Origin of the sequence: Xanthomonas sacchari (assembly GCF_040529065.1) — a bacterium.
In the GTDB taxonomy this organism is placed as follows: domain Bacteria; phylum Pseudomonadota; class Gammaproteobacteria; order Xanthomonadales; family Xanthomonadaceae; genus Xanthomonas_A; species Xanthomonas_A sacchari.
In genome coordinates this window covers 519815-539032 of the sequence record NZ_CP132343.1, presented here as the reverse complement: position 1 = coordinate 539032, position 19218 = coordinate 519815, and the positions used below count along the sequence as shown (strand labels likewise).

General features: G+C 71.1%; 20 protein-coding genes. 14 read left to right on the top strand and 6 right to left on the bottom strand.

Features of this window, described 5'->3' with window-relative positions; genetic code table 11:
* The first annotated feature begins 17 nt into the window (after positions 1 to 17).
* The 4 genes from RAB71_RS02330 (at position 18) to yccS (ending at position 5419) form a co-directional block, all read left to right on the top strand.
* Positions 18 to 869 (top strand): hypothetical protein, encoded by an 852-nt coding sequence (locus tag RAB71_RS02330; protein ID WP_010341451.1) that lies wholly within the window; start codon positions 18 to 20, stop codon positions 867 to 869.
* Between the two features lie 55 nt (positions 870 to 924).
* Entirely contained in the window at positions 925 to 2214 is a 1290-nt protein-coding gene (gene purD / locus RAB71_RS02325; protein WP_010341450.1) for a phosphoribosylamine--glycine ligase, read from the top strand.
* A 252-nt stretch (positions 2215 to 2466) separates the two neighbouring features.
* On the top strand, positions 2467 to 3144 hold the full coding sequence (locus RAB71_RS02320; RefSeq protein ID WP_010341449.1) for a uracil-DNA glycosylase family protein: 678 nt from the start codon (positions 2467 to 2469) through the stop codon (positions 3142 to 3144).
* A gap of 52 nt (positions 3145 to 3196) precedes the next feature.
* Complete coding sequence (gene yccS / locus RAB71_RS02315) at positions 3197 to 5419, top strand: YccS family putative transporter (protein WP_029561886.1); 2223 nt, start codon at positions 3197 to 3199, stop codon at positions 5417 to 5419.
* Here yccS and RAB71_RS02310 read toward each other — a convergent pair.
* Positions 5364 to 6575 (bottom strand): MFS transporter, encoded by a 1212-nt coding sequence (locus RAB71_RS02310; protein WP_050946541.1) that lies wholly within the window; start codon positions 6573 to 6575, stop codon positions 5364 to 5366. The genes yccS and RAB71_RS02310 overlap by 56 nt on opposite strands.
* 143 nt (positions 6576 to 6718) lie before the next feature.
* On the opposite strand from RAB71_RS02310, the gene RAB71_RS02305 reads away from it, so the two are divergent.
* From RAB71_RS02305 to RAB71_RS02270, 8 genes are all read left to right on the top strand, one after another.
* Complete coding sequence (locus tag RAB71_RS02305) at positions 6719 to 7645, top strand: hypothetical protein (protein ID WP_010341446.1); 927 nt, start codon at positions 6719 to 6721, stop codon at positions 7643 to 7645.
* Positions 7646 to 7733: 88 nt separating this feature from the next.
* Positions 7734 to 8678 carry a LysR family transcriptional regulator gene (locus RAB71_RS02300; protein ID WP_010341445.1) on the top strand — a complete coding sequence of 315 codons (945 nt, stop codon included), beginning with the start codon at positions 7734 to 7736 and terminating at the stop codon, positions 8676 to 8678.
* A 27-nt stretch (positions 8679 to 8705) separates the two neighbouring features.
* Positions 8706 to 10628: an MFS transporter gene (locus RAB71_RS02295; RefSeq protein WP_010341444.1), complete on the top strand. Its 1923-nt coding sequence runs from the start codon at positions 8706 to 8708 to the stop codon at positions 10626 to 10628.
* Between the two features lie 96 nt (positions 10629 to 10724).
* Positions 10725 to 11024, top strand: a complete 300-nt coding sequence (locus RAB71_RS02290) for a CD225/dispanin family protein (RefSeq protein ID WP_040901150.1) — start codon at positions 10725 to 10727, stop codon at positions 11022 to 11024.
* 46 nt (positions 11025 to 11070) lie between these two features.
* A complete protein-coding gene (locus RAB71_RS02285; protein WP_010341442.1) occupies positions 11071 to 11355 on the top strand; it encodes a CD225/dispanin family protein in 285 nt (94 codons plus the stop codon).
* 56 nt (positions 11356 to 11411) lie between these two features.
* Positions 11412 to 11834: a DUF2752 domain-containing protein gene (locus RAB71_RS02280; protein ID WP_010341440.1), complete on the top strand. Its 423-nt coding sequence runs from the start codon at positions 11412 to 11414 to the stop codon at positions 11832 to 11834.
* Positions 11835 to 11910: 76 nt separating this feature from the next.
* Complete coding sequence (locus RAB71_RS02275) at positions 11911 to 12252, top strand: CD225/dispanin family protein (protein WP_010341438.1); 342 nt, start codon at positions 11911 to 11913, stop codon at positions 12250 to 12252.
* Between the two features lie 5 nt (positions 12253 to 12257).
* Positions 12258 to 12665: a DUF2752 domain-containing protein gene (locus tag RAB71_RS02270; protein ID WP_010341436.1), complete on the top strand. Its 408-nt coding sequence runs from the start codon at positions 12258 to 12260 to the stop codon at positions 12663 to 12665.
* Positions 12666 to 12879: 214 nt separating this feature from the next.
* On the opposite strand, the gene RAB71_RS02265 is transcribed toward RAB71_RS02270, so the two are convergent.
* Genes RAB71_RS02265 through RAB71_RS02245 form a run of 5 tightly spaced genes read right to left on the bottom strand, consistent with a single transcriptional unit; the run spans position 12880 to position 16416 of the window.
* Positions 12880 to 13776 (bottom strand): membrane protein, encoded by an 897-nt coding sequence (locus RAB71_RS02265; protein ID WP_010341435.1) that lies wholly within the window; start codon positions 13774 to 13776, stop codon positions 12880 to 12882.
* A 52-nt stretch (positions 13777 to 13828) separates the two neighbouring features.
* Entirely contained in the window at positions 13829 to 14758 is a 930-nt protein-coding gene (gene nudC / locus RAB71_RS02260) for an NAD(+) diphosphatase (protein WP_010341434.1), read from the bottom strand.
* Positions 14759 to 14806: 48 nt separating this feature from the next.
* Positions 14807 to 15193 (bottom strand): iron-sulfur cluster insertion protein ErpA, encoded by a 387-nt coding sequence (gene erpA, locus RAB71_RS02255; RefSeq protein ID WP_017908990.1) that lies wholly within the window; start codon positions 15191 to 15193, stop codon positions 14807 to 14809.
* Positions 15194 to 15224: 31 nt separating this feature from the next.
* Positions 15225 to 15674 (bottom strand): polymer-forming cytoskeletal protein, encoded by a 450-nt coding sequence (locus tag RAB71_RS02250; RefSeq protein WP_010341431.1) that lies wholly within the window; start codon positions 15672 to 15674, stop codon positions 15225 to 15227.
* A gap of 7 nt (positions 15675 to 15681) precedes the next feature.
* Positions 15682 to 16416, bottom strand: a complete 735-nt coding sequence (locus tag RAB71_RS02245) for a DUF6776 family protein (protein WP_010341430.1) — start codon at positions 16414 to 16416, stop codon at positions 15682 to 15684.
* 191 nt (positions 16417 to 16607) lie between these two features.
* On the opposite strand from RAB71_RS02245, the gene RAB71_RS02240 reads away from it, so the two are divergent.
* Both RAB71_RS02240 and RAB71_RS02235 read left to right on the top strand, forming a co-directional pair.
* The gene (locus RAB71_RS02240; protein ID WP_010341428.1) at positions 16608 to 17237 is read left to right on the top strand and encodes a DUF4126 domain-containing protein; all 630 of its coding nucleotides are present in this window, start codon (positions 16608 to 16610) and stop codon (positions 17235 to 17237) included.
* A gap of 41 nt (positions 17238 to 17278) precedes the next feature.
* Complete coding sequence (locus RAB71_RS02235; protein ID WP_010341427.1) at positions 17279 to 19216, top strand: EAL domain-containing protein; 1938 nt, start codon at positions 17279 to 17281, stop codon at positions 19214 to 19216.
* The last annotated feature ends 2 nt before the right edge of the window (positions 19217 to 19218 follow it).

Below are 19218 nucleotides of genomic sequence, written 5' to 3'. Positions count from 1 at the left end.
GTCCCGGAGCGCTGCGCATGTCCGCTGTCGCGCCCCGTCCGCACGCCGTGCTGGCCCTGGCCGGCGTGCTCGTGCTCGGCGGCTGCAAGCCGGCCGCGACGCCCGCACCCAGCGCGGCACCTGCGCCCGCCAGCGCCGCAGCGCCGGCCCACGTCAGCCGCACCGCGCGGCTGCAGGCGTTCCTGCAGCAGCGCTACGGCAGCGCCGCCATGCTCGCCGGGCACTGGCCGGGACAGTGGACCCAGGATGGCGCGCGCCATGCGGTGGACTGGCAGGTCTGCGTCGAACAGCCGGTGGTCATCGGCGACGGCTGGCAGCAGTTGCTGGCGGTGTGCGGCACGCTGCGCGATGCAGGCCATCCGGAGCCGGGCACCATCGACTTCTACGTGCTGCGTCCCGAGGGCCAGGGCTTCGCCGTCGCCGCCGAGCGCACCGGCGGCACTTACGGCAGCAACGGCCAGCCGGGCGAGGTCGGCATCGTCCGCGCCGGCAGCGATTTCTACGGGTTCCGCGTCGAGGACGGCTGGTTTGGCCAGGGCTACGCGCTGCAATCGCAAACGCTGATCCTGCCCGGCCCCAAGGGCCTGGTCGATGCCGGCAGCCTGCGCAGCCACATCGACAACGGCGCCGCCGCCGACTGCGACGCCGCAGATGCGGCTGCGGACTGCAAGGCCGGCCAGTTCGACCTCGACTTCGCCCTGCGCTTCGACGACCGCGACCCCGCCGCCCGCGTCTGGCCGCTGCTGATCGAGGAAACCGGCGTGGATTGTGGCCAGCGTCAGGTCCAGCGCGAACACCGCTTCGTGCTGGACACGAAGACCTGGACCTACCATTTCCCCGAAGCGCTGCAACGCGAAGGCTGTGCATGAGGCACGCGCGCCCGGTGCAGCCGTTCCCCTTTCCCCTGCAATCTGGAATTCCGCGATGAAACTGCTCGTCATCGGCTCCGGCGGCCGCGAACACGCCCTGGCCTGGAAGCTGGCCCAGTCCCCCCGTGTCGACGAAGTGCTGGTGGCGCCCGGCAATGCCGGTACCGCCAGCGAGGCCAAGTGCCGCAACGTGGCGGTCAAGGTGAACGACCTCGACGGCCTGCTGGCGCTGGCCCAGGACGAAGGCGTCGCGCTGACCGTGGTTGGGCCGGAAGTGCCGCTGGTGCTGGGCGTGGTCGACCGCTTCCGCGCCGCGGGGCTGCGCATCTTCGGCCCCAGCGCCGCCGCCGCGCAGTTGGAAGGCAGCAAGGCCTACGCCAAGGATTTCCTGCAGCGCCACGGCATTCCCACCGCGTTCTACGCCGTGCATACCGAGGTCGAGGCCGCGCTGGCCTATGTCCGCGCCAAGGGCGCGCCGATCGTGATCAAGGCCGACGGCCTGGCCGCCGGCAAGGGCGTGATCGTGGCGATGTCGCTGGACGAGGCCGAGGCCGCGGTGCGCGACATGCTCTCCGGCAACGCCTTCGGCGACGCCGGCGCGCGCGTGGTGATCGAGGAATTCCTCGACGGCGAGGAAGCCAGCTTCATCTCCATGGTCGACGGCCACACCGCGTTGCCGATGGCCACCAGCCAGGACCACAAGCGCGTCGGCGACGGCGACACCGGCCCCAACACCGGCGGCATGGGCGCGTACTCGCCAGCGCCGGTGGTGACGCCCGAGGTGCACGCACGCGTGATGCGCGAAGTGGTGGAACCGACCGTGCGCGGCATGCGCGCCGACGGCGTGCCGTTCACCGGTTTCCTGTACGCCGGGCTGATGATCGACGCCAGCGGCGCGCCCAAGGTGATCGAATTCAACGTGCGTTTCGGCGACCCGGAAACCCAGCCGGTGATGCTGCGCCTGCAGTCGGACCTGCTCGACCTGCTCGACGCCGCGCTCGACGAGCGCCTGCACGCGACCGAAGCGCAGTGGGATCCGCGCCCGTCGCTGGGCGTGGTGCTGGCGGCGGCGCCGTATCCTGAGACCCCGGTCACCGGCGAAGCGATCACCGGCCTGGACGCGGTGCCGGCCAACGCCAAGGTGTTCCATGCCGGCACCACGCTGGACGCGCAGGGCCGCGTGCTCAGCGCCGGCGGCCGCGTGCTGTGCGTGGCGGCGCTGGGCGAGAGCGTGGCCGAAGCGCAGCGCCATGCCTACGCCGGCGTGGCGCAGATCCACTGGGCCAGCGAATTCCACCGCCACGACATCGGCTGGCGCGCGATCGCGCGCGAGCAGGGGGCGTAGCACGTCGCCACGTGTGGGAGCGGCTTCAGCCGCGACGAGCGAAGCCCAAAGCACAGCTGACAACGTCGCGCGTCGGGACTGAAGTCCCTCCCACAAGGATGCCCAGCCCGCTCCCTGTAGGAGCGGCTTGAGCCGCGACAGGGGTCTGACCGGGAGCGCCGGTCGCGGCTGAAGCCGCTCCTGCGAATGCGCCCACGCAATCTCCATCACCCCTGCGCTAGCTTTGATCCTCTACCGGTTCGCGCACGCCCCATGGCCCTCTCTCCCGCTCTCCGCACCCGCTTCCGCGCGCTCGCCGCGCAGACCGACGGCATCGACACCGCGGCCTACGCCGCCTGCGGCAAGGATCCGTTCGATCCCATCATCGGCCTGGGCCGCCGCGATGCGAAGGTGTGCATCCTCGGTCGCGACCCGGGCCGCAGCGAGGTGGAACACGGCGAACCCTTCGTCGGCAGCGGCGGCCAACTGGTGCGCAAGGCGCTGTACCGGCACCTGCACCACGGCGAGGAGATGCCCGACTTCGCCGCCGGGCTCAGGGCCGGCCGCGTCGCCTTCTGGCTCAACACCGTGCCGTACAAGCCGGTGGGCAACAAGGCGTGGTCGATGCCGGTGAAGCGGCGCTTCCACCCGCTGATGCGGCGCCTGCTGCTCGAGCAGTGGCGCGGCCACGCGATCCTCACCCTCGGCCGCGAGGCCTTCCTGTGGTTCGGCATCGACCAGCCGCGCGAGGTGCGTGCGGCGCTGGACGCGTTCTGGGCGCGCGAGGACCGCTTCCAGGCGCAGACCGAGGTGGAGCTGCGCAGCGAGGACGGCCGCCGCACCCGCCGCGTGACGCTGTACCCGCTGCCGCATCCCTCGCCGCTCAACCAGACCTGGTACAAGCGCTTCCCGGCGCTGCTGGACGCACGCCTGCGGCAACTCGCGGTCTGAGCCAACCTTTCAGAGGGGATCGCATACAGCGACGGTGCGCTATCGTGTCCCCGTGCCGACCCCCTCGATCGAAACCCGCCTGAGCCGCCTGTGGGCCCACGAAAAGGCCAGCTACGGGCTGCGCGTGTTCATCGCGCTGGCGGTGGCGATGGGCGTGTGCTGGCATCTGCAGCAACTGGAGGCGGTGCCGGCGATCTTCCTGGGCACCATCGCCAGCGCCATCGCCGAGACCGACGACAACTGGCTGGGCCGGATCAAGTCGGTGCTACTGTCGCTGCTGTGCTTCGCCGCCGCCGCCGCCGCGGTGGTGCTGCTGTTCCCGTATCCGTGGCCGTTCGCCGCCGGCCTGGCGCTGTCCACCTTTGCCCTGACCCTGCTCGGCGCGCTCGGCGAACGCTACGCTTCGATCGCCCAGGCCACGGTGGCGCTGGCCATCTACGCGATGATCGGCCTGGACCACGGCAACCAGAACGGCCATGTCGGCGGCGACGCCTGGCACGGCGTGGCGCTGCTGTTGCTGGGCGCCAGTTGGTACGGCGTGCTGTCGGTGCTGTGGACGGTGCTGTTCGCCAACCGGCCGGTACGCGAGCGGCTGTCGCGGCTGTACCTGGAATTGGGCCGCTACCTGCGGTGCAAGGCGGCCCTGTTCGAGCCGGTGCGGCAGAGCGACCTGCACGCGCGGCGGCTGGCGCTGGCCGAGCAGAACGCGCGGGTGGTGGCGGCGCTGAACGCGGCCAAGACCGCGATCATCAGCCGCTTCGGCCGCTCCGGCCGGCCCGGCGTGCAGTCGGGCCTGTATTTCCGCCTGTACTACATGGCGCAGGACTTCCACGAGCGCGCCAGTTCCTCGCACTACCCGTACGAGGCGCTGACCGACGCGTTCTTCCACAGCGACGTGCTGTACCGCTGCCAGCGCCTGCTGGCCCTGCAGGGCAAGGCCTGCGCGGCGCTGGGCGAGGCGATCCGGCTGCGGCAGCCGTTCGACTACGGCGAACAGACCCAGCAGGCCACCACCGACCTGCGCCAGTCGCTGGATTTCCTGCACGCCCGCGCCGATCCGCGGCAGGCGCGCCTGCTGGGCTCGCTGGAGCTGCTGGTGACCAACCTGCACAGCATCGAGCGGCGCCTGGCCGAGGCCGCGCAATCGGATACCACCAGCGATACCCTCGATACCCGCCTGCGCGACTCCTCGCCGCACACCCTGCGCGAGATGCTGCGGCGCCTCGGCCAGCAGCTCACGCCCGGCTCGGTGCTGTTCCGGCACGGCCTGCGCATGGCCATCGCGCTGGTGGTGGGCTACGTCGTCATGCAGTCGATCCATGCCAGCAACGGCTACTGGATCCTGCTGACCACCGCCTTCGTGTGCCGCCCCAACTACGGCGCCACCCGCCTGCGCCTGGTTCAGCGCATGGCCGGCACCCTGATCGGCCTGGGCGCGGCGTGGGCACTGATGCAGCTGTTCCCCGGCACCGAACTGCAGTTGCTGTTCGCCCTGCTCGGCACCCTGGTGTTCTTCGTCACCCGCACCGACCGCTACATGCTCGCCACCGCGGCGATCACGGTGATGGCGCTGTTCTGCTTCAACCTGATCGGCGACGGCTTCATGCTGATCTGGCCGCGCCTGCTCGACACCCTGATCGGCTGCGCGATCGCCGCCGCCGCCTCGTTCCTGATCCTGCCGGACTGGCAGGGCCGGCGCCTCCACCAGGTGCTGGCGACGGTGCTGTCCAGCAGCGCGCGCTACCTGGCGCAGGTGCTGGAGCAGTACCGCAGCGGCATGCGCGACGACCTGCCCTACCGCATCGCCCGCCGCGACATGCACAACGCCGACGCCGCGCTGTCGGTGGCGCTGTCGAACATGCTGCGCGAACCCGGCCGCTACCGCCGCAACCTGGATGCCGGCTTCCGCTTCCTGGCCCTGTCCAACACCCTGCTCGGCTACCTGTCGGCGCTGGGCGCGCACCGCGCCGCGCTGGCCGGCGAGACCGATCCGGACATCGCCCGCGCCGGCGACTACCTGCCGCAGGCGCTGGGCGCGTTGGCCGACGCACTGGCCGAGCGACGCACGCTACCGGCCGCCGACGAACCCGCCGAGATCGCCCTGGCCGAGGCGCTGGAGCGCGAGGACGGCATCGACGAGGCCAAGCGCCGGCTGGTGCGCAACCAGCTCGCGCTGACCCTGCGCCTGCTGCCCAAGCTGCGCGCCGCCGCGCAGGCGGTCAGTGCCGCACCGGTGCCGCCGGCGCCGGCGCTTGCCGCCCCGGCCGCACGCTGAGGCCCATCCACAGCAGCGCCGCCACCGCCAGCGCCGCACCACCGATCGCCACCCCGCGCCAGCCGGCGTAGGCATAGGCCGCGGTGCCGAGGCTGGAGCCGATCGCACCGCCGATGAAGTAGCAGGTGACGTAAGCCGAGGTGATGCGGTTGCGCGCGGCCGGATCCAGTTGGTAGATCACGCTCTGGTTGCCGATGTGCACGCCCTGCACCGCCACGTCCAGCAGCACCACCCCGGCGATCAGCAGCCACAGCGAGTGCGGCGCGCCGAGCAGCAGCAACCACGACAGCAGCAGCATGACCAGGCCACCCCAGCCGACCAGATGGCCGGCACCGCGGTCGGACAGCTTGCCGGACAGGTTGGCGGCGAACGCGCCGGCCGCACCGATCAACCCGAACAGACCGATGGTTGCGGTGCCGTAGCGGTAGTCCGGGCCGGACAGCAGGAACGCCAACGTGGTCCAGAACATGCTGAAACCGGCGAAGATCAGCCCACCCAGCACCGCCCGCGCGCGCAGCACCGGCTCGTCGCGCAGCAGCGCCAGCACCGAGCCGATCAGGTGCGGATAGGACAGCTGCGGATTGCCCGGATGCCGCGGCAGGCCGCGCCACAGCAGGCCCAACACCACCAGGATCAGCGCCGCCGCCACCCAGTACACGGTGTGCCAGCCGCCGATCCCGGCCAGCAGGCCGGACACCGTGCGCGCCAGCAGGATGCCCAGCAGCAGCCCGCTCATCACCGTGCCGATGACCCGGCCGCGCTCGTGCGGCGCGGCCAGCGTCGCGGCGAACGGCACCAGGATCTGCGCCGCCACCGAACTCAGGCCGGTGATCAGCGTGCCCAGCAGCAGCAGCGCGAAGCTGTGCGCCATCGCGCTGACCAGCAGGCCGACCGCGCTGAGCGCATACAGCCCGACGATCAGGCTGCGGCGCTCGAAGCGGTCGCCCAGCGGCACCAGGAACAGCAGGCCGGCGGCATAGGCCAGCTGCGCGGTGGTGACCACCGCGCCGGCATGGCGCACGTCGATGGCGAAGGTCTGCGCCAGTACCTCCAGCAGCGGCTGCGCGTAGTAGTTGCTGGCCACCGCCAGGCCGGTGGCGGTGGCCATCAGCAACACCAGGCCGCGGCGTATCGGCGGATGCGAGGTCGTGTCCATGGAAGGGAACCGGATCGAAGAGAGGGGCGCAGTCTGTGGCGGCGGCAGCGATCGTTCAAACGCATTTTTTTCACCACTGCCATCTGTTTTTGAGATAGCGTGAGCGCGGCCCGCGGCACCGCAGCTTCCGAGGAACCTACCCCATGCCCAGCACCGACATCGCCGAGGCGCTGCACCGGCACGGCTACGCCGTAGTCCGCGGCTTCCTGGGCGACGGCGACATTCCCGACGGCCTGCTGCGCTTCCTGGAAGGCGCCGAGAAGTTCCACGATGGCGTGATCGGCAACCTGCCGGCGGCGGACATGCAGCGGATCCAGGCGCGCATCGCCGCCACCGTGCCGGCGGTGGCCGCGGCCATGGGCCTGGCGATCGCCGCCGACCGCTTCGGCTACTGCGCCATCCGCATTCGCGAGAGCCATGCCGCGCCGAGCCTGCGCCTGCCGTTCGACCCGCACCGCGACCCGAAGACCGCGCCGGGCGGCGCGCTCAACTGGCACCTGGACCACTTCAGCTATTTCCTGCACGCCGACCACCGCAACTACCTGATCTGCTACATGCCGGTGTTCAAGCCCGACGCCGGCCTGGCCAACGTGGCGATCGTCGCCGACGACGTGGTCGCGCGCCTGGATCCGCACCTGCACCAGCGCATCCAGGGCCGCGGCGCGCTGCGCTTCCGCTGCGTGGAGGCCGACACGCTGGACTGGTTCCGGCTGCGCTTTCCCGGGCAGGCCATCACCATCGGCGACTGGTATGCGATCGAGGACCTGCACGACGCCAGCCCCGGCTGGAAGATCGGCTTCGACCTGGAAGCGCACAAGGTGGTGCCGCAGCTCGCCGTCGGCGACCTGCTGATCATGCGCGCCGACGTCATCCACCGCACCCACGACGCCGGCTGCGACCGCATCTCGGTGCGCTGCGACGCCCTGCCCGCGCAGGCGCCGCGGCTGGACACCCTGCGCGGCCTGCTCGGCATGAGCCTGCGCTACCCGTTCATGAGCCGCAAGCGCCGCTACAACATCCGCCTGTGGCTGCGCCAGCAATGGCGCAGGCGGCTGGGGCGCCCGGCATGAGGCGCGCGCCGCGACCACGGGCGACGCACGCCTGCGGCAGCAGTGCCGATCGGCTGCCACATCGGCGCGACGCACGCCAGGCGCCATCATGCTGACCTTGCGCCAGCTCGAATTCGCCGTCGCCGTCGCCGAGGAAGGCAGCTTCACCGCCGCCGCACGCCGCTGCCACACCGTGCAATCGGCGCTGAGTCACCAGATCGCCAAGATCGAGCAGGCGCTGGGCGCGCGGCTGTTCGAGCGCGGTGCGCGCCACGTGCGCGCCACCGCCGCCGGCGAGGTGTTCCTGCACAACGCCCGCGCCACCCTGCGCGCCGCCGAACGCCTGCACGAGGAGATGGCGCAGACCCTGGGCACGGTGCGCGGCCGCCTGCAGATCGGGCAGATCTCCTCGTTGAACGCGGTGCAGGTGCCGGCGGTGCTGCGCCAGTTCCGCGAGGCGCACAGCGCGGTGGACGTGCACCTGCGCACCGGCATGAGCGATGCGCTGCTGCTGGACCTGGGCGAAGGCCGGCTCGACGTGGCCCTGGTCGGGGTCGGCCCGCACGTAGCGCTGCCGCCGCAGCACCTGCTGCTGCACGAGGAGCCGCTGGCGCTGATCGCCGCGCCCGGCAACCGCTTCGCCGCGCGTCGCGAGGTGTCGCTACGCGACCTGGAAGATGCGCCGATGGCCGGGCTGACCCCCGGCGCCGGCGTGCGCGGCATCATCGACCGCGCCTTCGCCGCCGCCGGCCTGCGCCAGCGCCTGCAATACGAGGTCACCCATGCCGACCTGCAGCGGCAACTGGTGGCCGAGGACCTGGGCCTGGCGGTGGTGCCGCAGACCATGGCCACCGGCATGCACGGCGTGGCCACGGTGGCGCTGCGCGAGCGCTTCCGCTTCCTCACTTATGCCGTGTGGCGTCCGGACCCGACCCCGGCCGCACGCGCCTTCATCGCCCTGCTGCACGCGCGGCGCGACGCCATCCAGGCGGCGGCCGGCAGCGCCGGGGCGGGCCGCCGCGCGCCGCGCCTGCGCGCGCGGCGAACCTGCTAGGCTGCGCGCGTTCGCAAAGGAGCCTGCATGTCCGCCCACAGCCAGTTCGCCCTGCTGCGGCAACGCCGCTTTCTGCCGTTCTTCGTGGTCCAGTCGCTGGGCGCGTTCAACGACAACGTGTACCGGCAGGCGATCATCGGCCTGCTGTTCTACCTGGGCGTGACCCCGGAGCAGCGCACGCTGTACACCAACCTGGCGCCGGCACTGTTCATCCTGCCGTACTTCCTGTTCTCCTCGCTGGCCGGGCAGATCGCCGAGAAACTGGAGAAGTCGCGGCTGGTGGTCATCACCACCACGATGGAGATCGGCATCATGTCGCTGGCCGCGGTCGGCTTCCTGACCGAGAACATGGCGGTGCTGCTGGTGGCGCTGTTCTGCACCGGCCTGCAGTCCACCCTGTTCGGCCCGGTGAAGTATTCGATCCTGCCGTCGGTGCTCAAGCCGGAGGAACTGACCGGCGGCAACGGCCTGGTCGAGATGGGCACCTCGATCTCGATCCTGTGCGGCATGATCCTGGGCGGGCTGATCTTCCAGATCGCCGGCAGCCACGGGCCGGTGGCCGCGGCCACCGCGGTGGTGGCGCTGGCGGTCACCGGCAACCTGATGGCGCGCTGCATCCCCAAGGTCGACGCCGGTGCGCCCGAGCTGAAGATCAACTGGAACCCGCTGCCGGAATCGCTGGCGATCATGCGCCTGACCCGGCGCCAGCTGGCGGTGCGCAACGCCGTGCTCGGCGTGTCCTGGTTCTGGTTCGTCGGCACCGTGCTCACCGCGCAGTTGCCGACCTACGCCGAACTCAACCTGGGCGGCGCGCAGGACCTGTACATCTTCGCCCTGGCGCTGTTCTCCATCGGCACCGGCACCGGCTCGCTGCTGTGCGAGAAGCTGTCCGGGCGCACCGTGGAAATCGGCCTGGTGCCGCTGGGCGCGTTCGGCATCAGCGCCTTCATGCTCGACCTGTATTTCGCCCGGCCCGGCGCCGCGCTGCAGACCGGCCTGGGCATCGGCCAGTTCGTCCACCAGGCCGGCAGTTGGCGGATCATGCTCGACCTGGTCGGCATCGGCCTGTGCACCGGCCTGTTCGTGGTGCCGCTGTTCGCGCTGATCCAGAGCCGCACGCCGAAAGCGGAGCTGTCGCGCGTCATCGCCGGCCTCAACATCCAGAACTCGCTGTTCATCGTGCTGGCGGCGATGATCGGCATCGTCCTGCAGATGCAGGAACTGCACCTGTTCGGCACGCGCATCCCGATGCCCGGGCTGAGCATCCCGCAGGTGTTCCTGGCGCTGGCCATCGCCAACGCGGTGGTGGCGATCTGGATCTTCAGCATCGTCCCCGAATTCCTGATGCGCTTCCTCAGCTGGGTGATGGTGCGCACCCTGTACCGGCTGCGCCTGCACGGCATCGAGCGGCATGTACCCGAGGAGGGCGCGGCGCTGATCGTGTGCAACCACGTCAGCTACATGGACGCGCTGGTGCTGGCCGCGGCGATTCCGCGGCCGGTGCGCTTCGTCATGTACTACCGCATCTTCAACATTCCGGTGATGCGCTGGATCTTCCGCACCGCCAAGGCGATCCCGATCGCCGGCGCACGCGAGGATCCCGAACTGATGCAGCGCGCGTTCGACGCCATCGACGCGGCGCTGGCCGAGGGCGAACTGGTGTGCATCTTCCCCGAGGGTGCGCTGACCAAGGACGGCGAGATCGCCGCGTTCAAGTCCGGCGTGGAGAAGATCCTGGCCCGGCGCACGGTGCCGGTGGTGCCGATGGCCCTGCGCAACATGTGGACCAGCATGTGGAGCAAGCGCGACTCGCGATTGCGGCGCATGCGCGTGCCGCGGCGCTTCCGCGCGCATGTCGAGGTGATCGCCGACGCACCGGTTCCCGGCGCGCAGGCCAGCGCCGAGAGCCTGGAAGCGCAGGTGCGGCGCCTGCGCGGCGATGCCGCCTGAGTGCGGCGCAGGTGCCGCAGGCGCGCGCTTGGGGTAAATTAGCCGCAGGGGAGACGCCACAAGCGGTGGCGTCCATCACGAAGGACCGCGCGGAAAGTGAACCACGTCGCACCACCACCAGCGCCCAACGCGACGGGCGTGTATGTGCCCAACAATCTCGTCTGGGCGATCCTGTCCACGCTGTTCTGCTGCCTGCCGCTGGGCATCGTCTCCATCGTCTACGCCTCGCAGGTGGATGGCCGCCGCGCCGCGGGCGACATCGCCGGCGCCCGCGAGGCCTCGCGCAAGGCCGGCCTGTGGGCGCTGTGGTCCGCGTTCGCACTGCCGATCCTGATGGCGCTGTGGTTCCTGCTGTTCGGCGGCCTGGCCTTCCTCGGCAGCCTGACCAACCACTAGCGCCAAGCGTTTCCCGTTTCACCACCCAACCATCGGAGCAACACGGATGAATACCACCGCACCGCAAGTGTCCAACAATCTCGTCTGGGCGATCCTGACCACGCTGTTCTGCTGCCTGCCGCTGGGCATCGTGTCCATCGTCTACGCCGCGCAGGTCAACACCAAGCTCGCCGCGGGCGATGTGAACGGTGCGCGCGAGTCGGCGGACAAGGCCAAGAAGTGGGCGATCTACTCGGTCATCGGCGCTGTAGTGGCGTTGGTCATCTATCTGATCTTGATCTTCGCCCTGGGCGGTCTGGGCAGCATGATGCAGCAGTCGTCCATGTCCTGAGGACTGCGGCCGCCGTCGCCTGCGACGGCGGCCGACCACGCGATCCTCCGCCTGCCATGTCCCTTCAGCGCCTGCAGTCCCTGCCCCGCTGGCTGCCGCTGGCCGCACTGAGCGGCGCCGCTGTGGTCGCCACCGTCGTGCTGCGCCGCGTCGATCCCAATGTCCCCGGCAATCCACTACCGGGTTGCCCGTTCCGCGCCCTCACCGGCCTGTACTGCCCCGGCTGCGGCAGCACCCGCTGTCTGCATGCGCTGGTGCATTTCGATCTGGCCCACGCCTGGGCCAGCAATCCGTTGCTGGTGGTGGCGCTGCCGCTGCTGGCGATCATGGCGCTCAACGCCGCCGGCCTGCGCCTGCGTCCGCTGGCGCCGCTGCTGAAGATTCTCGCCGACCCACGCCTGTGGCTGTGGGTCCTGCTCGGCTACGCGCTGCTGCGCAACCTGCCCTGGTACCCCTTCACCCTGCTCGCGCCGCACTGACGGCGCGCCATGCCCGCACCGCAGCGACTCGTCTAGACTCAGCGGCTGCCGTGCACCACCCATCGAGGAGATCCACATGAGCACCGTCAGCCCCGTCACGCCCCCGCCCGCGCCCGTGCCCGCTCCGGTCCCCAACCACCTGGCCTGGGCGATCATCTCGACGGTGCTTGGCTTCTGCTTTTGCTGCCCGTCGTTGATCACCGGCATCGTCGCCATCGTGTTCTCCAGCAAGGTCAACGGCCTGCTCAACCAGGGCGACCTGGAGGGCGCGCGTCGCGCCTCCAACACCGCCAAGACCTGGTGCTGGGTGACCACCGCACTGGCCATCATCGGCGTGCTGATCAATGCCGTCATGGTCGCCACCGGCGGCATGCAGAGCTACATGCAGTACATCCAACAGATGCAGCACGCGAGCTGATCGGCATGCGCGCCTGGCAACAACGGGCGTGCCTGGGCGCCGCCGCCGCGTTCGCGGCCGGCGGCGCCACGCTGCTGTACCGCTTCGATCCCAATGCCGCGAACAATCCGTTCGCGCCGTGCATGTTCCATGCGCTCACCGGCTACTACTGTCCGGGCTGCGGCATGACCCGCGCCCTGCATGCGCTGGTGCACCTGGACCCGGTCGGGGCGTTCGCGATGAATCCCGGCGCGATGCTGGGCCTGGCCCTGCTGCCGGGCCTGATCGCCTGGAAGGCCGGCTGGCGCGCGGCCTGGTTCGCGCCGGTGGTCGGCGTGGTGTCGCGGCCGAACTTCTGGCTGATCGCACTGCCGGGCTACTGGATCGCACGCAATCTGCCGTGGTTCCCCTTCACTCTGCTGGCGCCGCACTAGCCGGCCTGACACGTCCGCCTCGTCGTGTCCGGTAGCAGGCTTGCACCACACGGCCGATGGGCGCCTCGCATCGCTTCGGGATGCGCCCTATAGGAGCGGCTTCAGCCGCGACAGGCGTTCCCGACAAATCCGTCGCGGCTGAAGCCGCTCCTACGCGACAACCTCATGCGTGGCGAAGCAGGTTGTCAGAGGTGCCCTGATGTCGAGAGCGGCCTCAGCTGACCCAGCCGGCGATCACCAGCAGCGCCAGCAGCACCAGCCACAGCAGCAGCACCCGCCAGACCTGGCTCATCGCATCGCGCAGTTCGGGCAGGCGCCGCAGCGCCGGCACCACCATGCCCGCGTCGCTGTAGTCGTGCGCCTCGGCATCGAGTTCGCCGCGCACGCTGGCGCAGGCCACCGGCCCGAGGAAGCCGACGTCCAACTGCCAGCGCTTGCTGCCGGCGGCGCGCCAGGCGCCGAACACCGCCTCAAAATTGCCGACCAGGGCCAGCGAGAAGGTCATCAGGTGCGCCACCGGCCATTCCAGCGCCGTCAGCAGCGCCCGCGCGCCGGCGGCAGTGGACGGCGGCAGCCGTGACGCGTACGGACCAACCGCGGCCAGCGCCAGCAAGCGGTAGCCCAGCGCACCGAACGGCCCCAACAGCAGGAACCAGAACAGCACCGCGAACCAGCGCCGCAGCGCGCTGACCGCCACCGCCTCGACCAACCCGGCCGGATCGGCGCGCAGCGGCCCGCCATCGGCCTGCAACCGCGCCACCGCCAGTTGCCGCGCCGCGGCATCGTCGGCGTCGATGATAGCCTCCACATCGGTGTCCAGGTCGCGCGGCCCCCAGCTGAAGGCCAGCACCGCGATCCCGAACAGCAGGGTCAGCAGGCCCAGGTGCGGCGCGGCCAGCAGCCACTGCAGCAGGCCGACCAGCAGCAGCGGCGGCAGCAGCGCCAGCGCGATACCGTAGCGGCCGCGCCAGGCACTGCCCTCGCCGGCATGCGTGTCCAGCCAGCTGAGCCAGTCGCCGAAGGCGTCGAAGCGGCGCAACGAGGCCACCATGCCGGGGGCGACATGGCCCAGCACCAGGGCGACGATCACAGCGACGAGGGTCGTGAACATGCAGGTCCTCCGGGACCATTCTGAAACGGATGCGCGCAGCGCGCCGGCGCGGTCAGGCCGGCGCGCCGTGCCGGTACCAGTCCTCGATCAGCGCGCGGGCGATGGAGATGCGCGGCGGCAGACGCAGGCCGTGGCCATCGTCGGCGCTGTCGCCGTGCGCGGCCAGGCGCGCCAGCGCGGCGCCGACTTCCTCGCGCTCGAACCAGCGCGCGTCTTCCAGCTCGCCGTCCACCTGCGGCGTGTCCGCCTCTGCCTGCGCGGTAAAGCCGAGCATCAGCGCGCCCGGGAACGGCCACGGCTGCGCGCCGAAGTAGCGGCAGCTGCCGGGCCGTACCCGCACCTGGGTCTCTTCGGCCACCTCGCGCGCCACCGTCTGCTCCAGCGATTCGCCCGGTTCGACGAAGCCGGCGATCACCGAATAGCGTCGCGCCGGCCAGCTCGCCTGGCGCCCCAGCAGCAGGCGCCGGCCGTCGCTGACCGCGACGATCACCGCCGGATCCACCCGTGGGTAATGTTCGCTGGCGCACTGGGTGCAGACGCCGAGGAAGCCGCCGCGCTGCAAGGCGATGGCGCCGCCGCAGACGCCGCAGAAGCGCGTCCGCGACTGCCAATGCAGCATTGCGCGGGCGTAGGCGAACAGTCCGGCCTCCCGCGCCGGCCACTCGGCGGCGGCGCGGCGCAGGTCGATGCGCTGCGGCGGCGACGGCAACTGCGGCACCGCGTCGGTGGCCAGCGCAAACCAGGCCTGGCCGTGGTCCAGGCCGAGGAACAGCGCCTGCTCCACCAGGGCGCCAAGCGCGGCGCCGCTGGCGATCAGCGGGCGTCCGTCGGCCTCGGCATGCGCATGGCCATCGGCCTCCAGCACCAGCACCCGCGCCTGGTCCCAGGCCTGGCGCAGCGCGGCCGCGTCGTTGCGCACGGCATCGGCACGGTCGATCGCAGGACCGGCGAAGGCGAAGGAGTCAAGCGTCGGATCGGACATGCGCCGCAGGGTGCAGGCAAACCGGGCGTCCCGCAAGCCGCAGCGTGTCTACACGCTGAAGCTGCTGCCGCACCCGCAGGTGGTCTTGGCGTTGGGATTGCGGATCACGAACTGCGCGCCGTGCAGGCCCTCGCTGTAATCCACTTCCGCGCCCATCAGGTACTGCAGGCTGAGCGGGTCGACCAGCAGGGTGACCTGGTCGGTCTGCACCGCCAAGTCGTCCTCGGCGCGGTTCTCGTCGAACTCGAACCCGTACTGGAAGCCGGAACAGCCGCCGCCCTGGATGTACACGCGCAGCGCCAGCGCATCGTTGCCTTCCTCGCGGATCAGCTCGCGCACCTTGGCCGCGGCGGCCGCGGTGAAGTTCAACGGCCGATCCAGCGACTGGTAGTCGGGCGTGGGCGCGGCGCCTGGCAGGGATACGAGAGTGCTCATGGCGGCAGAATGGGGACGGCCGACGCCCGAATCAAGCCTCGGCGGTCAACGCGCGCGGCGGCTCGGCGTCGCCGGCGGCCTCGCGATGCGCTTCCGGCGGCGCCAGCGCAGCCAGGCTGCCGGCGTGGATCAGGCGCCCGGTCAGCTGCGCGCCGGCGTTCATCTCCACCACCTGGTAGTGCACGTTGCCCTGCACCCGCGCCTTGGACGCCAGTTCCACGCGCTCGGCGGCGTGCACGTCGCCGATCAGCTGGCCGTTGATGATGACCACCGGCGCGCGCACCTCGCCCTCGATGCTGCCGTGCTCGGACAGGGTCAGCGTGGCCGGCGCGCCGTCTTCGGCGATGACCTTGCCGAGGATGCGCCCTTCCACGTAGAGCCCGCCGCTGAACACCAGGTCGCCGCGGATCACCACCTGCGCGCCGATGAGCGTGTCGACCACGGTCTGGCCGCTGCTGCGGCTGTTCTTGTTCCCAAACATAGGTTGATTATTCCCCTTTGCCGTTACCGGCCAATGTCCAATCGAAGGTCTGGCTGACCGGCGCCCCCCCGCCGCTCAGCACCACCCGCACCCGTTGCGGAGTGAAGCCCTTGGGCAGGATCACGCTGCCATCCAGCTGCTGGAAGTAGCGGAACGAGTAGTCCTGCCCGGGCACACCGGTCTTCTGGTGCAATTCGTCCCAGCCCACGCTGGTCAGCTTGCCGCCGCGCACGCCTTCCACGGTCAGGCGCAGCTGGCCCTGGCTGATCGCGCCGCGGTTGAGGTTCTGGGTCAGCACCACGTTGTAGCGCCAGGTGCCGCCGGCCTCGGCGGAGAACTCCACCGAATGCACGCTCAGGCCCTTGCGCTGGCTGGTCGCGCCGACCAGGCGCTCGTAGAACGCCACGTCGGCGCGCAGCCCGGCGATCTCCTCGTCGCGCTCGGCCAGCGAACTCTGCACCTCGTTGTTGGCGGCGCGGCTGATCTGGTCGGAGCGGGCCAGGGTGGCCTGGCGCTGGTTGAGCGTCTCGATCTGCCGCTGCTGCGCCTGCAGATTGCGTTCGGCCTCGCGCAACTGCGCGCTGACCGCACTCAACCGCGGCGCGGCCTGGCGGCTGGCCAGCCACCAGGTCAGCGCCAGCGACAGCAGCCACAGCGCGGCCAGCAGCAGCCATAGCCCGCGGCCGCGGCGGGGCGCGGCGCCATTGGGCACGATCTGGAAACGGGGAACGGGTCGGTTCATGCGCACTGCCACGCCACCGAGGCGGCGCCGGCGTCGATCCTCGCGGGTCGGCCTGCTGGGCCACCTAGTGTAAGCCACCCTCCTGAGCGGCGCCGGACTGCACCGCATCCCACGCCCCGCCCCGCGGGCTGGCCTTCGCGGCAGGCATGGCCGATAGTGGCCGATACCCGTGCTTTGCAGGAGCGCCTGCCATGACCGACGCCCATCTCTTCGTAATCGGCATCCTGCTGGCCTGGCTGGCCGGCATCCGGGTGTACCTGACCGTGTTCGGCATCGGCCTGGCCGGCCTGCTCGGCTGGCTGGAGCTGCCGCCGGCGCTGCAGGCGACGCAGTCATGGTGGGTGCTCGGCACCTCCGGCGCGCTGGCGCTGGCGGAATTCTTCGCCGACAAGATCCCCGGCGTGGACTCGGTCTGGGACCTGCTGCAGACCCTGACCCGGATCCCGGCCGGTGCGTTCCTGGCCGCGGCCACGCTCTCGCCCGACGGCCAACTCGGCGCCGGCGCGCTGGCCACCGGCGCGGGCGTGGCGCTGACCAGCCATGCGCTCAAGGCCGGCACCCGCGCCCTGCTCAACACCTCCCCGGAACCGGCCAGCAACTGGATCGCCTCGCTGGCCGAGGACTCGGTGGTAATCGCCGCGCTGGCCCTGGCGCTGGCGCACCCGTGGCTGGCGCTGGCGGTGGTGCTGGCGGCGAGCGTGCTCGGCGCGCTGCTGGTGTGGTGGATCTGGCGCCTGCTGTGGCGGGGCATGCGCCGCCTGCTGGCCTCGCCCGCCCCCGCACCCGGCAACGCCACGCACACGGGCGCCCTGCCATCGTGAACTTCATCGCATAATTGGACGCGCCCCAGGAACCAGACGCGATGCCCGCCAACGACACCGCTCCGCTTTCCCCTCGCGAGGACACCCGCGCGCGTCACGTCCGCGCGGAGACGCCACCGCCGCACTACTGGCGCCGCTGGGTCGGCGATGCAGCGCGCGCCACCCCCGCCGATGTCGCCTCTGCTGCCGGCATCGCCGATCCTGCGTCCACCGCCGCGACCGCCGACGCCACGCCGCCGGCCGGCAACGAGCACGACGACGGCGCAGCCGACGCCAACGCGGCCGCCTTCGTGGTCGCCAACGCCACCGCCGATTCCTCCGCACAGGCTGCAGCCGCCGCGCCGTACCGCGTGTTGATCGTCGAGGACGACCGCGCGCAGGCGCTGTTCGCGCAGAGCGTGCTGCACGGGGCCGGCATGCACGCGCAGGTGCAGATGCAGGCCGAAGGCGTGCAGCAGGCCATCGCCGACTATCGGCCGGACCTGATCCTGATGGACCTGCACATGCCGGGCCTGGACGGCATGCGCCTGACCGCGCTGATCCGCCAGCAGCCGCAGCACCAGTTGCTGCCGATCGTGTTCCTGTCCGGCGACGCGGATCCGGAGCTGGAATACGAAGTGCTCGACAGCGGCGCCGACGATTTCCTGACCAAGCCGATCCGGCCGCGGCACCTGATCGCCGCGGTGTCCAACCGTATCCGCCGCGCCCGCCAGCAAGCCCAGCACGGCCACGCCGAGGCGGCGCCGCTGAACAATCCCGAGACCGGCCTGCCGACCCGCGCGCATGTGCTGCAGTTGCTGGACACGACGTTGCGCGCCCACCGCCCCGGCAGCCTGTACTTCATCGAGATCGCCAGCGCGCTCGGCCTGCGCGAACGCTACGGCTACGCCGCGTTCGAGCGACTGATGGTGCAGGCCGGGCGCCGCCTGGCCGGCGTCACCGCGCCGCAGCCGCTGGCGCGGCTCAACGACAACAGTTTCCTGCTGCTGGCCGAGGACGCCGAGGCCGACGCGCAGTTGCAGTGCGCGCAGCGCCTGCGCGACGCGCTGTCCGGCCACGCCTTCCCGCTGCGCGAGGACGAGGCACTGCACCTGCGCTGCGCGATCGGCTACGCCGACTTCGGCCATGGCTTCGAGGACGCCGGCAGCGCGCTGGAGGCGGTCGAGCGCACCGCGCTGCAGGCGCGGCTGCAGCCGCAGGGCATCGCCGCGTACGTGCCGCCGCGCGCGGACGAGGACCTGCAGCGCATCGCCATGCTGGAAGGACAGCTGGAACCGGCCTACCAGCCGATCGTCGCCGTCGCCGGCGGCGACATCGCCCAGTACCAGGTGCTGCTGCGCCTGCGCCAGCGCGACGGCAGCCTGCTCTCGGCCGGCCAGGTGCTGCCGGCCGCCGAGGCGGGCGGCCGCATCGCCGACCTCGACCAGCAGGTGCTCGATCACGCGCTGGGCCTGCTGCACCTGTACCAGCACGCCACGCCGCCGCTGCGCCTGTTCGTCTCGCAGTCATCGCGCACGCTGGCGCGTACCGCCTTCGCCGAGTGGCTGATCGACACCATCGGCCGCCGCGGCGTCACCGGCACCTCGCTGGTGATCGACCTGCGCCTGGACGACGCCCTGGTCCACACCGCCACGCTGCAGCAGTTCTGCGCGCGGCTGATGCCGCTGGGCGTGCAGTTCTGCGTCAGCCAGTTCGAACCGGGCGCGGAGGCCGAGGCGCTGCTCGCGCACCTTCCGCTGGGCTATCTGCGCCTGTCGGCGCGCTTCGCCGGCGCGCATGCCGATCCCGAGTTGCGCGACCAGTTGCGCGCCACCATCGATCTGGCGCACCGCGCCGGCCTGCTGATCATCGGCCAGCAGATCGAGCAGGCGCAGGCCGCGGCGGCGATGTGGATGGGCGGGGTCGACTTCATCCAGGGTAACCTGGTGCAATCGGTCGGCGACCAGTTGAACTTCGACTTCCAGAACGCGGTGCTCTAGCC